Source organism: Nocardia cyriacigeorgica GUH-2 (assembly GCF_000284035.1).
GTDB classification, from domain to species: domain Bacteria; phylum Actinomycetota; class Actinomycetes; order Mycobacteriales; family Mycobacteriaceae; genus Nocardia; species Nocardia cyriacigeorgica_B.
The window spans coordinates 416,423-431,666 of the sequence record NC_016887.1 but is presented as its reverse complement, the minus strand read 5'-3'; the positions used below and the strand labels follow the sequence as shown (position 1 = coordinate 431,666).

Below are 15,244 nucleotides of genomic sequence, written 5' to 3'. Positions count from 1 at the left end.
CGCTGTCAACCCGTCGTGCCCTGCGGGTACCGTTGACTACTGGTCACCGGGGCATTTTCCGTTTGCCCACTGGTAACCCTCGTATGAAACAACCGTCTTCGAGAATTAGTTGGTGAGGCCGTACCGCCGAACAGGGCTACTGCCGGACAGTGCTGAGGAAGGTGGGCCGGACGTGATGCTCCAGCCGCAGATCGACACCGATGGTTCGGTCCCGGAGCTCGATCCGCTGCTACGGTCATCCCTCGCCCCACCTGCGCGAACGCTGGTCGACATCCTCGCAGAGAGCGCCCGCGCCCACCCGGACGCTCCCGCCATCGACGACGGCGACACCGCCCTCACCTACACCGAACTACTGGCCGAGATCGACGCGACCGTCGAACGCCTCGGCGCGGCCGGTGTGCGACGCGGCGACCGGGTCGGCGTGCGGATGCCGTCGGGCACCCGTGAGCTCTACGTCACGATTCTCGCGGTCCTGCACGCGGGCGCGGCTTATGTGCCGGTCGACGCCGACGACCCCGATGAACGCGCCCGCCTGGTGTTCGGCGAGGCCCGCGTCACCGCCATCGTGACGGCCGACGGGATCGCAGCCACCGAACACGCCCGCCCGGCAACCGACGGGCAACCCGGCGGACCGCAGCTCCCCACCCCCGCCGACGACGCCTGGATCATCTTCACCTCCGGTTCCACCGGCACCCCGAAAGGCGTTGCGGTCACCCATCGCAACGCCGCCGCCCTGGTCGACGCCGAGGCCCGGCTGTTCCTCCAGGGCGCCCCGATCGGCCCCGGCGACCGAGTGCTGGCCGGATTGTCGGTCGCCTTCGACGCCTCCTGCGAGGAGATGTGGCTGGCCTGGCGGCACGGCGGCTGCCTGGTGCCGGCGCCGCGCGCGCTGGTGCGCACCGGCGCGGACCTCGGGCCGTGGCTGGTGCGGCACGAGATCACCGTCGTCTCCACGGTGCCCACGCTCGCCGCCACCTGGCCGGCCGAGGCGCTGGAACCGGTGCGGCTGCTCATCTTCGGCGGCGAGGCCGTACCACCGGAACTGGCCGAACGGCTGGCGGGCGACCCGGAATCCGAACGCGAGGTGTGGAACACCTACGGCCCCACCGAAACCACGGTCGTCGCCTGCGCGGCGCTGCTGGACGGGAACTGGCCGGTGCGCATCGGCCTGCCGCTGGACGGCTGGGATCTGGCCGTGGTCGATGCCGCCGGAAATCCGGTGGGCGAGGGCGAATCCGGCGAACTGGTGATCGGCGGCGTCGGCCTGGCCCGCTACCTCGATCCGGCCAAGGACGCCGAAAAGTACGCACCGCTGGCAGCACTCGGCTGGGAACGCGCCTATCGCAGTGGCGATCTGGTGCGCAACGACCGGGCCGGACTGGTCTTCATCGGCCGTGCCGACGATCAGGTCAAGGTGGGCGGGCGCCGCATCGAACTCGGCGAACTCGACAATGCCCTGCAACACCTGCCTGGGGTGAGCGGTGCGGCCGCCGCCGTGCGCACCACCGCTGCGGGCAATCAGATCCTGGTCGGCTACCTCACCGGCACCCCGCCCGACTACGACCTCAAGGCCGCCCGCGCGCAGCTCGCCGAACAGCTGCCCGCGCCGCTGGTCCCCCGCCTGGTGGTGGTGCCCGGACTGCCCACCCGGACCTCCGGCAAGGTCGACCGCGACGCCCTGCCCTGGCCGCTGGCCGGCAGCGACGAAACCGTCGACCACGGGCTCACCGGTACGGCAGCGTGGGTGGCCGAGCTGTGGAGTTCGATCCTGGGCGCCGAGATCACCGGCGCCGACGCCGATTTCTTCGACCTGGGCGGCGGCTCGCTGTCGGCGGCCCAGCTGGTCACCGCGCTGCGCGAACGGTATCCGCGCATCGCCGTCGCCGACCTGTACGACCACCCCCGCCTGGGCGCGCTGGCCGAACTGCTCGACGAGACCGCGCCCGCGGCCGCCGTCGCCGAACGAACCGTCCGCCCGACGCCGCGGTCCGCGCAATGCGCCCAGGTGCTCGCCACCATCCCGCTGACCACGCTGACCGGCCTGCAATGGCTGACCTGGCTGGCCATCGCGGGCAATCTCGCCGGCTGGGCCGGCGCGCTGCCCTGGCTGCCACAGCTGTCGTGGTGGTGGACGCTGCTGCTGTTCGTCGTCTTCATCACCCCGCTGGGCCGGATGAGCATCTGCGTCGCCGGGGCCCGGCTGCTGTTGCGCGGTGTGGAACCCGGCAGTTATCCGCGCGGCGGTTCGGTGCATCTGCGGTTGTGGGCGGCGGTGCGGTTGTCGGAGGCCAGTGGCGCCGAGAACCTGTCCGGCGCACCGTGGATGGTGCCGTTCGCGCGGGCGCTGGGCGCGAAGATCGGCAAGGGCGTCGACCTGCACACCCTGCCGCCGGTGACGGGCATGCTCGAACTCGGTGACGGATGCAGCGTGGAACCCGAAGTGGACCTGTCCGGCTACTGGATCGACGGCGACGTGGTCCACATCGGGCCCATCGTGATCGGTCGCGGCGCGGTGATCGGCGCCCGCTCGATCCTGCTGCCCGGCACCAAGATCGGCCGCGACGCCGAGATCGCCCCCGGTTCGGCGGTGGCCGGGAAGGTCAAGCCGGATCAGGAATGGGCCGGCTCGCCCGCGGTGAAGGTCGGTAAGGCGCGCCATCGCTGGCCCGCCGACACTCCGAAGCGGGCGGTGCACTGGGTGCTGGCCTTCGCGATCAGCTCGATGGGGCTGGCCGCGATGCCGATCCTCGGCTTGGCGGCCGGTGGCGCCCTGATCGTCTGGTGGGTCCGCGACACCACCACCATCGCCGGTGCGCTCGGCCGCGGGCTGCTGATGCTGCCGGTGGCCACCCTGCTGAGCCTGCTCGTCTACGCGGTGGCCACGGTGCTCGCGGTGCGGGTGCTCAGCCTCGGCCTCACCGAGGGCTACCACCCGGTCCGCAGCCGTGTCGGCTGGCAGGTGTGGGCCACCGAACGCTTGCTCGACGGCGCGCGCAACTTCCTGTTCCCGCTCTACGCCAGCCTGCTCACCCCGATCTGGTTGCGGCTGCTCGGCGCCAAGATCGGCAAGCGGGTGGAGGCGTCGACGGTGCTGCTGCTGCCGAAGTTCACCACCGTCGCCGACGGCGCGTTCCTGGCCGACGACACCATGATCGCCAGTTACGAACTCGGCGGCGGCTGGCTGCGCATCGGCGAGGCGAAGGTCGGCAAACGCGCCTTCCTCGGCAATTCCGGGATGACCGCGCCGGGCCGCCGGGTGCCGAAGAACGGGCTGGTCGCGGTCCTCTCGGCGGCCCCGAGCAAGGCCAAGGCGGGCTCGTCGTGGCTGGGCAGCCCGCCCGTGCGGCTGCGCCGCGCCGCCGAGAACGCCGATACCGAGCGCACTTTCGATCCGCCGCTGCGGCTGCGGGTCTTCCGTGGCGTGGTGGAGACCTGCCGGTTACTGCCGGTGCTGGTGACCTTCGCGATCGGGCTCGGCGTGCTGTTCACCCTGGCCTGGCTGGCGCAGACCATCGGCTATCCGGGCGCCGCACTGCTGTCCGGTGTGGTGCTGATGGTCGCCGGCGCGCTGGCCTGTGCGAGCGCGATCACCGCCAAATGGCTGCTGATCGGCCGGATCGGCGCGGAGGAGCATCCGCTGTGGAGTTCGTTCGTCTGGCGCAACGAGGTCTCCGACAGCTTCGTCGAAACGGTTGCCGCACCATGGTTCGCGCGCGCCGCGACGGGTACTCCCGTTCTGAATCTGTGGCTGCGTGGTCTCGGTGCCCGTATCGGTCGCGGTGTGTGGTGCGAGTCCTATTGGCTACCGGAGGCGGATTTGGTGACCCTCGGCGACGGCGCGACGGTGGAACGCGGTTGTGTGGTGCAGACCCATCTGTTCCACGATCGGATCATGTCCATGGACACCGTCACCCTGGAGCCGGGCGCCACCCTCGGCCCGCACTGCGTCGCGCTGCCCGCCGCCACCATCGGCGCGGGCGCCACCATCGGACCGGCCTCGCTGGTGATGCGCGGTGACACCGTGCCGCCGTCGACGCGCTGGTGGGGCAATCCCATCGCGCCCTGGGCCGCGGCCTCCGACCCCGGAGCCGCCGGCCGATGAGCGGCAAGTTCTACGACGCCCCCATCGACGAGTACCTGCCGCAGAACGGAAACCGGGGCTACCGCGTCTCACGGTACGAACTCGACCTCACCTACAAGGTCGCCAGCAACCGGCTCGCCGCCCGCGCCGACATCACCGCCGTCACGACCGAGGTGCGCCCGCGCTTCGCGCTCGACCTATCGCAGACGCTGACCGTGTCGAAGGTGCTGGTCAACGGCGCCAAGGTGGCGAAATACAGCCATCAGCGCGGCAAACTCGTGATCACCCCGCAGCAGCGGATCCCGGCCGGTGGGCTGCTCGCGATCACCGTGCAGTACGCCGGCACCCCGCGCCCGGTGCGCGGCCCGTGGGGTGAGGTGGGCTGGGAGGAACTCACCGACGGCGCGCTGGTCGCCAGCCAGCCCAACGGCGCCGCATCCTGGTTCCCCTGCGACGATCACCCGAGTTCCAAAGCCAGCTACCGCATTTCGATCACCACCGACACGCCCTACTACGCCCTCGCCAACGGCACACTGCTGCGCAAACAGACCAAGGCCAGCCAGACCACCTGGGTCTACGAGCAGTCCGAACCGATGTCGAGTTATCTGGCGACGATCCAGATCGGGCAGTACCGCAAACATCGGATCGCCCCGGCGCGCGGGCCGGTTCCCATGCATGCCCTGGTTCCTGTCCGGCTGCGCGCGAACTTCGACCACGATTTCGCCCGGCAGCCGCAGATGCTCGCGGTGTTCATCGACAAATTCGGACCGTACCCGTTCGAGGCGTACACGGTGGTCGTCACCGATGACGAGCTGGAGATCCCGATCGAGGCGCAGGGCATCTCGATCTTCGGCGCCAACCACTGCGACGGCCGCCGCGGCGCCGAACGCCTCGTCGCCCACGAACTGGCCCATCAGTGGTTCGGCAACAGCCTGACCATCCGGCAGTGGCGCGATATCTGGCTGCACGAGGGCTTCGCCTGCTACGCGGAATGGATCTGGTCCGAGGCCTCCGGCGGGCCGACCGCCGACCAGATGGCCAGGGCCGCGCGGCACAATCTGGCCCGGGAGCCGCAGGACATCGTCGTCGGTGATCCGGGGCCGGCCGGGATGTTCGACGACCGCGTCTACAAACGTGGCGCGCTGTGCCTGCATTCATTGCGGCTCGAGCTCGGCGACAGCGCGTTCTTCGACATGCTGCGCGAATGGACCCGCCGCTATCGCCACTCGTCGGTGACCACCGAGGAGTTCACCGATCTGGCCGGGCACTACAGCCTCTTGCCGTTGCGTGCACTGTGGGACAGCTGGCTGCTGGCCGCGCCGTTGCCGCAGCTGCCGCCGTCGGGTGGGATCTCGACCGGCGCCTGACGGTTGTGGTTCAGAAGACCAGGTAGCGGCTGGCGAGTTCCTCGATCAGCGGGTCGTCCTCGGCGACGCTGTCGAGGGCATCGAGATCGTTCTCCACCGAGATCAGCCGGGGATCGTCCTGCTCGGAGTCGGTGGGTCCGTCCTCGGTGAGCTGACGCAGCAGCTTGGCACGTACCCGCGCCTTGAGTGAGTCGATCATGCGCTGTGTCCTTTCCGGCCGGTGCCCTATTTCCAGCTTGCCCCGTTTCGCCGGGGAGCGGGGGCGTTCGGGCTGCTCAGACCGGCGTCAACCAGCTACCCCACGGCGTATTGCGCAACACCGTGAACACCGCGAGGAAGCCGAAGATCGACCACATGGTGAGGGCATTGATGCCGAAGTGCCGCATCGGCTTCCCGCGCCACGCCCGGATCGCCCAATCGCCGACCCACAGCGCGAACAACACCAGCAGCGGCAACGCGATCAGGTTGCTGTGCAGCGAATCGAGCACCTGCCCGTCGGTGAGGTTGTGTACTGCCCGCATACCACCGCATCCCGGGCAATACACCCCCAGCAACGCGTACACCGGGCAGATCCCCCAGGACCCCTCCACATGCGGATCTCGCAGATGCACCGCCGCGACCGCGACCACCCCGGCCCCTGCCACCGCCGCAGGCAACGCCAACGCCCGCCACCCGGCCTGCGGCGGCTGCTGCGCCATCGGTTCCGACTGCGTGATGTCCACGAATCTCACCGTAGCGGGGCGCGCCGCGATGCCGCCATCGACACCGGCTCACTCCGGCTGGGCGAATCGCAGCCGGCACCGACATCAACGGTCGGTAACGACACGCACACATCAGCAAACAGCAGGCATACTTCGGCCCCATTTCGGGCATTTTCCCGGTAACGGCATTACGCACCGGACCGACACCCGGTGTAGCGGACCGTCGCGGTCAGAGTTTCCGGTAAGCGGCGCTTGCACTTGCAAGCACCCCAGCTTGCATTTACCGTGACGGTAGACACAAAGGAGTGCTCTGATGCTGGTGAAGTCGATGAAGACGCTGGCGCAGGTCCGCCACGGCGCCCTGACCGCCCCCTTTCGCGCCGGACTGCGGTCGCGCACGTTCGAGACGGCGTCGCTGAACGCGCCCACCGCACCCCACGAGGTCATCCCCGTCACCACTGTCGACGGCGCCCGCTTGCGGGTGCACGCCTACGGTCCCGCCGACGGCGACCCGATCGTGCTGGTGCACGGCTGGAGTTGCAGCATCGAGTACTGGAATCCGCAGATCAACGCCTTTGCCGACACCCACCGGGTGATCAGCTACGACCAGCGCGGTCACGGCGAAAGCCAGGCCGGCACGCTGTTCCCCAGCGCCGACACCATGGCCGACGATCTCGCCGCCGTTCTCGACGCCACGCTGCGTCCCGGTCAGCGCGCGGTGCTGGTCGGCCACAGCATGGGCGGCATCACCCTGCAGGCCTGGGCCGCCCGCCATCCCGACCAGGTCGCTCGCCGCGCGCGGGCCGCCGTGCTGGTGAACACCACCTCCGGCAATATCCGCTACGACACCGACCTGCTGCCGCTGCTGAACAAGCCGCTGACCGTCGCCGAGCGCCCCATCACCGTCTTCGGCGCGGGCGTACGAATGCCGATCGTCTTCGCGGAGACGCTGCTCACCGCACCGGTCCCGTTCCCCGGCGGATGGGCGGCCCGCGCCGTGCTCAAGGCGCGGATCATGTCGCCCACCGCCACCGCCGACCAGGTGGACTTCGCGCTCGGCATCGTCCGGTCCTGCCGTCCGCTGGCCCGCGGCCGCCACGCCGCCGCGCTCGCCGACCTCGAACTCGGCGACGCCGCAACCAAACTCACCGTCCCGACCACGGTCATCGCGGGCAGCCACGATCATCTGCTGCCCGAACGCATGTCCCGCATCATCGCCGACCATCTCGACCGTGCCGGCCACCTCGCCGACTACCACGTCTGGCCCACCGGGCACCTCACCAATATCGAAGCGGCCGACCGGTTCAACGCGGAACTGGCTCGGGTCATCCGCCGCACCGGCCTGCGCGCGGCAGCCGCGGGCTGAGCGGAGGTTCACCGAGATCCGGTCAACGGTGCCCGGTCTCGGTGAGCTCTGGTCTCACGCGCGGTTCAGCAGCAGTTCGGATCGAGCACCACGCACAGCGCCGCCAGCGCATCGCGGCGGGCCTGATGGAACACGCTCATCCCGCGCCGACCCGAGCTGACCAACCCGGCCTTGCGCAGCTGGCCGAGGTGATGACTGACGGTCGATTCGGCCAGCCCGAGCGTGCGGGCCAGCGCGCCGGTACTCTCCGCGCCGTCGTCGGTCGTCAGCAGCAGTGACATCAGTTTGACCCGCGCCGGGTCCGCGAGCGCCTTCAGTCGCAGCGCCACTTCCAGCGCGGCCGCATCGTCGACAGGCCCGGCGGCCACCGGCGCACAGCACACCGGCGCCGACATATCCACCAGAGGCAAAGTTTTCGGCACGAACCCACCCTACGCCGGGTATTGACATATGTCGAAAAGGTGAGCAGGCTGATGCGTGTCAGCTCTTCGATATATGTCTCACAGGTGGAGGTTCAGCCATGTCCCGCATCCAACTCGCCCTCAACGTCGACGACCTCGAGGCCTCGGTGCAGTTCTATTCGACCCTGTTCGGCACCGAACCGGCCAAGCGCAAGCCCGGCTACGCCAACTTCGCGGTCGCCGAACCCCCGTTGAAGCTCGTCCTCATCGAAAATCCAGGCCACGGCGGTTCGGTCAACCATCTCGGCGTCGAGGTGCAGTCCACCGACACCGTCCACACCGAAATCACCCGCCTCGCCGAGGCCGGCCTGTTCACCGAGGAAGAAATGAACACCACCTGCTGCTTCGCCACCCAGGACAAGGTCTGGGTCACCGCCCCCGACCAGGAGCGCTGGGAGGTGTACACCGTCCTCGCCGACAGCGAAACCTTCGGCAAGGCACCGGAATCGCTCACCGACGACGAGGCCCGTTGTTGCGGCACAGCCGCCGCCGAAGCCGACGCCGCCTGCTGCACACCCGCCGCACGCGCGACGCCGTGACCCCACGCCTCGCCAGCACGGACCGAGCAGCCGTGTGATCAGTGCGCCCGCAGTCTGGACACCAGAATTTCCAGCGACTGTCTCGAACATCAGTTACCTTGTGCAACATGCCATCTGAAGTCACAACAGGGTTGTTCACTCTTGCGGGCGCGCTGATCGGCGGGGGCGGAACACTTCTCGTCACACTCGTCACCACGCGAAACCAGAAGGAACTTGCGATCGCCGCGAGAGATCATCACCTTCGCGATCGCCAGTACGCAGAACATCGCCATCACGTGGTGCGGCTCGACCGGTTTGATGAAGCCGCGCGGGCACTCGTCAACGCGCTGTACGGACGTGACAACGAGGATACGCTGACACGGTTGCACATCGAGTACCTCGACACATGGACCAAGTTCACCGAGGGCCACGGCGGCCCCGAGTTAGCGGGTCCCGCAGAACTGCGCGAACCACTGAAGCAGCTATACGAGGCTATGTGCGACTACTCGAACCACATCGACGCTTGGTGGGCCGCCGGCGTGCGGACAACGCGCCGCGAGGCTTTGAACACGACCTGCAACGAGTTGCACGACAGGATGCTTGCCAAACGTACCGAGTATGTCGAACGCTCAGGCGAATGGAGTAACGGCGTCGCGGCGCGGTAGCCGACGTGGATTCGCGGGGTAAACACCCACACTACAGCTCCACGGGTCTCTGATACGCGTCCAGAGTCGACTTGCTGGTATTCGACTCCTGGAGCACCAACTCCCATGGCCCTGAGTTGATTTCGAAGTCCTTCCCGAAACCGATCCATTTACCCGCCATCCGGTTGCCGGTCGGGTCGATGAGCAGATGCACCGCACCGTGATAGCGGGCGCCACGGTAGTACCCGTCGACGGCGGTGCGTTCGGACCAGGTGCCGGTCGCGATGTTTCCGTCCACCGTCAGATCCATTTCGGTGACCGAGGGCGAGGATCCGGGCAGACTGCGCACGGTGATCTGGGTGTCGTGATGCAAGACCACGGCGTAGTGGGCGACGGTGAACGTTGCGTCGCGCCCGGTCGAGTAGTACTCGTACCGGCTCAGCCACACTCCCGAATGATCGCCGTTCACCCGAGCCGCCGCAGCGGGGGCGCTGTCGAATGTGCCGACCGGCGATTCGACATCGCGGCTGTTGTCGTTGAGGCCGCCGATTCCGCGCCCCGCCCGCACCGCCCCGAACCCAAGTGACTCGATCGGCAACTTCATCACCCGTTCGAGCGCCTGAGCGTGACTCGGCCGCGGGTAGGCCGTCGCCCCGGACTCCCACCGCTGCACCAGCCGCTTGGTGGCACTGACGCATCCGGCCTCACGCAGCGCCCGCGCCAAATCGTCTTGACTCATCAAACGGGCGGTACGAGCGGCCCGCAGCGCGGTGTTCGGTGTCGTTCGCATGGCTGCCACGGTAGCTCGAATGACGCCGAAATGTCGCCCTATTTGCCGACCAGAAGACGCCCGCCACGTCGTCGTCCGGACATCGCCGAGCGAGCAGTGTCGACAGCACGCCCCGCCGCCGGGTGACCAATCCCCGGCGGCGGGAGCGAGCCACTACACAACAGAGGGGCGGTTGGGAATGGACTGCATGCCGAGGGCAATCGGATTGGTGAGGCGCGGAGCACCCGGCGGGGACGGGGCCGATTTGAATGCACTCGCCGAACGGCACGGGTATCGGCTGGTTTTCACGGTCGGGCTCGATCTCCGGCCGCTGCTGGCGGCGATGGCACTCGCGCAACATCTGGGCGATCACCGGGCCACAGCTGTGGTCGTCCCGACCTTCGAGCACGCCGAGCCGTACCGCCTGATCATCACCGAACACGCCGCCCTGATCACGCCGGTGAGGTTCTACCGTCGCGGGCACCGCTGGTCGGCCGCTGCGGATGAGAGCGGGTGGCGTTGAGCAGTGTCGCCTCGCTGGCCAGCAGCCGCCGGATGCGCTACCAGTGGCGCGGCCTCGGCGGTATCTACCTCGGCTTGCTCGTCTCAGACGAGTATCGGCGCGCTGAGGCGGTCGCGGCTCTGCCGGCGAACTCGGTCCAGACGATCCACATGGCGTAGGCGCTGCCCACTGCCAGGAGCAGGAAAGGGATGGCGTAGATGGTTGCCCCGGTAAGAGTGAGGTCCGCTGTCCAGCTGGGCTCGTACGGGTATCTGGGTGTGAGGGCGTCCTCGATGCCTGCGTATCCGAGCAGGATTGCGACCAGCGCGTTCAGCAACAGCCCGAGCAGAGTCAGCACAGCTCCGGCTCGGCGACCGAGGATTGCCGCGCCGATGAGGGTGATGACGATGCCGGGAATGAACAACGGGCCGAGGAAGAACATGACGAACATCCAGTAGCCGGCGATGTCTGCGGCCATGGAGCTGTTGACCAGCTCACCGAGAAGAAAGGTCGAGAGGATCGACACGGCAGTCAGGGCGATAGGGGCAACCGCCATGCCGATGGCCCATTTCCGGTCGCTTCGCATACATCGAGAGTCGCACAGGGAGGGCGGTGCAACGGTTGAACGTCCGCTATCCCTTCTCGATGGCCGCCGAATACAGCCGCGTGGCGACGGCTTCGGCGTCTTCGGTCATCGGGTCGGAGTAGGTTCGGGCGCCGGGGAGGTCGGCGGCGTAGGTCCTGGCGGCCGCTGCGAGCGCGCCCATCAATCCGGAAGAGCGCTGGATGGGTGATTTCGCGGACCAGGCCAGGTGTTTCGAATCCGCGGGCAGGGCAGCGTCGCAGGCAAGGCGTAGGGCGAGCTTGTCGAACGGGCGGCCGTCGTGGGTGCCGAAGAGGGCGGGTGGGGCGAAGGTTTCGGCTAGCTGCCACCAGCGGACAGTTTGGTAGACGTGAATCAGGCGGTCGGCGTATTCGTCCAGCAAGGCTGGGTAGAAGTGCGGGACGAGGCGTTGGTAGCGGAAGTTCGCAGCGGATTCGGCCCTGATCAGCTGATCGAGCTCGATGCGCGCTTCGGGTGCGGCGGGCGGGAGGGTGAGTTTCCGGCCGCCGCCGAAGATGGCGTCGGCGCCGCTGCCGCCCAGGATCGCGCCGAGGCCCGGAATCGTGTCGAAGGTTCGGCGGGCCGCGAGGAGTGGAATCCCCGCCGTCACCTCCCACAGTTCCGAGGTGCCGAGCCGGCCCATCACCTCGCGGGCGAACCGGACGACGTCATCCGCGCCGAGCTGGATGACGTCATGGCGCAGTCCGAGCGCCGCCGCGGCCACCGCCGCGTTCGTTTCCTCGTGCCCACCCTCGGTGACGACGGTGACCGCCACCGGTTCGCCGCCCAGCGCGACAGCCACAGCCGCCACGTAGATCGAGTCGACCCCACCGCTCAGCAGCACCGCCGGGGTACCACCGAACCGTTCGAGGACCGCGCCGATCCGCGACCGGGTCTCGTCAGCGATCAGCCCGGCGGCTTCGGCCGGATCGGTGATCGTGCGCGCCTCGGGATTCGGGTCCGCGATGGAGTCGATGAGGTCTGAAACGTATTGCAGCGGTTCGGCAGTCTGCGCGGCCTGCTCGGTAGCGTTGCTCATGTCCACCGTTCCAGTTGTACGGCAGACGGCGACGTGACAGGCAGTGACAACCGGTCCACTGTGTTCGCGTACGTCCTGGCAAGCTCTTGGCACGCTGGGACGGCGGGACCAGCGGAAACCCACCATCGGTTGGTGCGGCCAACAGCGGACATCCGCACTAGGCTTGCGCTTCGATTTCGTGAGGCTCGATGGTCCAAGGATCACTCGATTTCCATCGCCATGCCTGGGTGCCAGGCGGCATCGTCGCCAAAGGCGCAAGGGTGTCATCCATCGCCACCATGTGCTCCACACATACCAGCGCGGCGTTTCCGTTCGGATCGTTCACGCCGTCGGCCATGGTCCAATCGCCGTCGTCCCAGTGGGTAACGAGCCGGGCAGGCTCTTCCCCCTCCAGCACTGTCCGGTGGACCACGATCCCCAAATGCTGCGGGAATTGACCGTCTGGATATGGCCACGCCACACCACGAAGGACTTCATGCGTCATCAGGGCAGCCTGTCAGACCTTGTTTCAAGGTGCCATCGCAGGCTGGGTGCCACCGGATTCGACACCAGAATTGGCTACGCGCTCAACTCCGCATGAGCGCACGCACGGGCAAGGTGTCGGCCGTGTGCCAGATGACCGCAACTGGCACACGCCGGGGAACTTCAGTGGCCGCTGACAGGCGCCGTTGACCACTAAGCCAACCGGTAGGTGTCGCGGAACGCTTCGCGCACCATGGCCGCATCCGGTGTGTCCCGGCCCTCTATCCCGAGACCACTTCGGACACGCGCCAGTAGTTCGATGGGACCAGTCGGCCGGACTCTACCGCTGAAGCACCTTCGGAACACGTCGGTGTCGTTGATGCCGGCGCTCGGTATCCCGATGCACATCGTCGCGGGCCGGCACGCCACGATCCAGCCATGTCGCTGTCGGTCTACTCCGACACCCACGCCGAACAGCTGAAGGCGGCGGCGGGCCGCTCTCTTCGGCTGTAAATGGAACCGCTCCCCGCACGTTGGCAAGTTCTTGGCAAGTTGGCCTGCCCGGAACCGCCTCGCGGAGAGCGGAAATACCCTCTGACCTGGAGCCGCCTAGGGGAATCGAACCCCTGACCTTTTCTTACATTCGGGCCGATTTTCGACTGTTCGCCAACGTCCGAACGCGTCCGTAAATGTGTTGCGCTGCAACGGATTCAGACGGTCGCCGGCTGGACCGTTGTCCGCTCAAATCCGGCAGTATTCGGCGGCGTTTGTACGGGGAAAGTAAGGGATTCCGGCTCGGCAAGGGTGTCCACCAGACGGTCCCCCCTTGCTCCGCAGCACGGTTCCCGACGGGCTGCGAATCTCGCACACCCTTGCCATGGATCGGTGGTGGGGTGCTCGGATGTGAGTACCCAGCGGGATCACCGATGGAGGGCGTCGGCCAGACCGACACCCCCGCACTGGGTCGAGGGCGTCAATCCGACTGATACCCCTCGCGATGATTCGGAATCAACCCAGCGGTGGGGTAGCTCGGATCTACCCCACCCCGCCGGGCAGTTGCCCGGTCGACCAGCGCGCGAACGTGCGCTCGTCGTCGACGGTGATCACGTCGCTGATGCGCACCAATTCGGCCGGCACTTCGCCGCCGAAGTGGTCGACGTTCGGCACGATCACGGCGTCGACGGTGAGGCCGGACGCGACGGCGACCAGCCGCTCGAGCGGTTCGGCCACCGACGGCCCGAACACGATCGTTTTGCGCAGGTTGTACCCGTACCGCTTGGCGAGGCTGCGTAACCGGATCTCATCCCACGATTGGCGGGCGCCGGAGATGTCGCGGCGCAGGTAGCCGAGCGCTGTCGGGTCGTTTCGCATGCTGGTAATCGTGTTCGGGCAGCAGGGAATACGGCAGGGCTCTACCGTTTACCTGTGTTTACCGATGGGGCGGTGACGGGTGGGCTGTTGCGCGAGCTGCGCACGGTCGCCGGTATCGGGTTGCGGGCGATGGCGGCGCGGACGGCGTTCACGCCGGGGTATCTGTCGCTGGTCGAGACCGGGTGCAAGCCGGTGACGGCCGCGGTGGTCGAGGCGTATCGGTCGGTGCTCGCCGATCCGGTGCTCGGCCTCGAGGGCGTGGACGTGGAACGGCTACAGGCCACGGTGCGAGATCCAGCCGGGGCGGGTGCGGGGAGCCTGGACGATATCGCGGTGATCCTGGACCGGACCCGGCACCTCGAGGATGTGGTCGGCCCGGCCCTGGTGGTGCAACTCGTCCGCGGGATGGACGGCGCGGCGCGGGCAGTGGCCGGCCACCACGGCGCCGGGGCGAGTCTGGCGTCGGAAGTGGCCCGATATCGCGGGTGGTTGGAGCATGCGACCGACCGGCCGCACCTTGCCGACCGGGTGCTCGGTGATGCGGCCCGGCTCGCCGAGCAGGCAGGCAACCGCGATCAGCTGGCGCACGCGCACAGCTTCCGCGCCTACACCGCGCGGCACCGCGGCGACTTCCGGCTCGCTGTCGACCTCACCGAGGCGGCGATCGCGGTCACGGGCGCGCATCCGATCCTGGGCGTCTATGACCGATACCAGCGCGCCGAGCTGCTGGCGCTGCAAGGCGAGCACCAGGCAGCGGCGCGGGCGCTGCATCGGGCCGACCGGGCCGCCGATGCCGCCGACGGGATCGCGTTGCCGAGCTTCGGCTACTGGTACACCCGCCCGTTCTTCGCGCTGCAAGGTGCGGTCGTGCTGGCGGCGATGGGGCGGGGTGCCGACGCGGTGCGGACGGCCGAACAGGGATACGCGGGCCTGCCGGAGGGGCACCGCGGCACGTCCTGGTCGCTGGACATGATGCGGCAGGCCGGGGCGGAAACGTCACCGTGACGGCCTGGTCAATACCCGGTTCCGTCCCATGCTTCGTCGGGGGTCTCGGCGATCACGCTGCCCTGGTCGAGGGTGCCGAGTTCGCGGATGCGCTGGTCGATGCTGCGCAGTTCGCCGACCAGACGCGCGACCGCATGGGGCGGCACGCCGTCGTCGAGGTCGGCGGCGATCTTGTCGCGCAGCGCGCACAGTAGGTCGAGTTCGGAGCCCTGCGCGGCATCGCGGATCGTGGCCATATCGCCCTACTTCCGTTCCAAACCGTTTTTTCCAAAGTGGGGGGTGTTGCCTAAGCCAGCCGAGGGGCGGCTCAGCCTAAGGGGGCCTCCCCCACCCCTCGGGGTCGATCAGACAGGC

Annotated in this window: 16 protein-coding genes; 7 read left to right on the top strand and 9 right to left on the bottom strand. The window is 68.2% G+C overall.

The features are described from left to right. Nucleotides 1-172: 172 nt before the first annotated feature. Both NOCYR_RS01980 and NOCYR_RS01975 read left to right on the top strand, forming a co-directional pair. Nucleotides 173-4,102, top strand: a complete 3,930-nt coding sequence (locus tag NOCYR_RS01980) for a Pls/PosA family non-ribosomal peptide synthetase (RefSeq protein WP_014348683.1) — start codon at nt 173-175, stop codon at nt 4,100-4,102. Beyond that, nucleotides 4,099-5,448, top strand: coding sequence for a M1 family metallopeptidase (locus tag NOCYR_RS01975; RefSeq protein ID WP_014348682.1), 1,350 nt, complete (start codon nt 4,099-4,101; stop codon nt 5,446-5,448). The genes NOCYR_RS01980 and NOCYR_RS01975 overlap by 4 nt, the downstream gene beginning before the upstream one ends. A gap of 10 nt (nt 5,449-5,458) precedes the next feature. On the opposite strand, the gene NOCYR_RS01970 is transcribed toward NOCYR_RS01975, so the two are convergent. Both NOCYR_RS01970 and NOCYR_RS01965 read right to left on the bottom strand, forming a co-directional pair. Further along, entirely contained in the window at nt 5,459-5,647 is a 189-nt protein-coding gene (locus tag NOCYR_RS01970; RefSeq protein WP_014348681.1) for a hypothetical protein, read from the bottom strand. 76 nt (nt 5,648-5,723) lie between these two features. Continuing rightward, complete coding sequence (locus tag NOCYR_RS01965) at nt 5,724-6,146, bottom strand: DUF2752 domain-containing protein (RefSeq protein WP_048833849.1); 423 nt, start codon at nt 6,144-6,146, stop codon at nt 5,724-5,726. 316 nt (nt 6,147-6,462) lie between these two features. On the opposite strand from NOCYR_RS01965, the gene NOCYR_RS01960 reads away from it, so the two are divergent. After that, on the top strand, nt 6,463-7,515 hold the full coding sequence (locus NOCYR_RS01960) for an alpha/beta fold hydrolase (protein WP_014348679.1): 1,053 nt from the start codon (nt 6,463-6,465) through the stop codon (nt 7,513-7,515). Nucleotides 7,516-7,580: 65 nt separating this feature from the next. Here NOCYR_RS01960 and NOCYR_RS01955 read toward each other — a convergent pair whose 3' ends face one another. Beyond that, entirely contained in the window at nt 7,581-7,937 is a 357-nt protein-coding gene (locus NOCYR_RS01955; RefSeq protein WP_048832628.1) for an Rv2640c family ArsR-like transcriptional regulator, read from the bottom strand. Between the two features lie 98 nt (nt 7,938-8,035). Here NOCYR_RS01955 and NOCYR_RS01950 point away from each other — a divergent pair, with 98 nt between their 5' ends. Together NOCYR_RS01950 and NOCYR_RS01945 are read left to right on the top strand one after the other, a co-directional pair. After that, entirely contained in the window at nt 8,036-8,515 is a 480-nt protein-coding gene (locus NOCYR_RS01950) for an ArsI/CadI family heavy metal resistance metalloenzyme (protein WP_014348677.1), read from the top strand. A 107-nt stretch (nt 8,516-8,622) separates the two neighbouring features. Then, nucleotides 8,623-9,159, top strand: coding sequence for a hypothetical protein (locus NOCYR_RS01945; RefSeq protein WP_148280504.1), 537 nt, complete (start codon nt 8,623-8,625; stop codon nt 9,157-9,159). Nucleotides 9,160-9,190: 31 nt separating this feature from the next. Here the strand turns inward: NOCYR_RS01945 and NOCYR_RS01940 are convergent, their stop codons facing one another. After that, on the bottom strand, nt 9,191-9,928 hold the full coding sequence (locus NOCYR_RS01940; RefSeq protein ID WP_048832624.1) for a helix-turn-helix domain-containing protein: 738 nt from the start codon (nt 9,926-9,928) through the stop codon (nt 9,191-9,193). A gap of 244 nt (nt 9,929-10,172) precedes the next feature. On the opposite strand from NOCYR_RS01940, the gene NOCYR_RS01935 reads away from it, so the two are divergent. Further along, nucleotides 10,173-10,430: a hypothetical protein gene (locus NOCYR_RS01935; protein WP_014348674.1), complete on the top strand. Its 258-nt coding sequence runs from the start codon at nt 10,173-10,175 to the stop codon at nt 10,428-10,430. A gap of 64 nt (nt 10,431-10,494) precedes the next feature. On the opposite strand, the gene NOCYR_RS01930 is transcribed toward NOCYR_RS01935, so the two are convergent. The 4 genes from NOCYR_RS01930 to NOCYR_RS01915 all read right to left on the bottom strand — a co-directional run bounded on the left by NOCYR_RS01930 (nt 10,495) and on the right by NOCYR_RS01915 (nt 13,885). Further along, on the bottom strand, nt 10,495-10,995 hold the full coding sequence (locus tag NOCYR_RS01930; protein WP_014348673.1) for a hypothetical protein: 501 nt from the start codon (nt 10,993-10,995) through the stop codon (nt 10,495-10,497). 46 nt (nt 10,996-11,041) lie between these two features. Next, entirely contained in the window at nt 11,042-12,052 is a 1,011-nt protein-coding gene (locus NOCYR_RS01925; RefSeq protein ID WP_014348672.1) for an asparagine synthase-related protein, read from the bottom strand. A 157-nt stretch (nt 12,053-12,209) separates the two neighbouring features. Next, nucleotides 12,210-12,536, bottom strand: a complete 327-nt coding sequence (locus NOCYR_RS28990) for a putative integron gene cassette protein (Fragment) (protein WP_014348671.1) — start codon at nt 12,534-12,536, stop codon at nt 12,210-12,212. 1,013 nt (nt 12,537-13,549) lie between these two features. Then, the gene (locus NOCYR_RS01915) at nt 13,550-13,885 is read right to left on the bottom strand and encodes a hypothetical protein (RefSeq protein WP_014348670.1); all 336 of its coding nucleotides are present in this window, start codon (nt 13,883-13,885) and stop codon (nt 13,550-13,552) included. A 54-nt stretch (nt 13,886-13,939) separates the two neighbouring features. Here NOCYR_RS01915 and NOCYR_RS01910 point away from each other — a divergent pair, with 54 nt between their 5' ends. Beyond that, complete coding sequence (locus NOCYR_RS01910) at nt 13,940-14,890, top strand: helix-turn-helix domain-containing protein (RefSeq protein WP_148280503.1); 951 nt, start codon at nt 13,940-13,942, stop codon at nt 14,888-14,890. An 8-nt stretch (nt 14,891-14,898) separates the two neighbouring features. On the opposite strand, the gene NOCYR_RS01905 is transcribed toward NOCYR_RS01910, so the two are convergent. After that, nucleotides 14,899-15,126 carry a hypothetical protein gene (locus NOCYR_RS01905; protein WP_014348668.1) on the bottom strand — a complete coding sequence of 76 codons (228 nt, stop codon included), beginning with the start codon at nt 15,124-15,126 and terminating at the stop codon, nt 14,899-14,901. Nucleotides 15,127-15,244 lie beyond the last annotated feature (118 nt).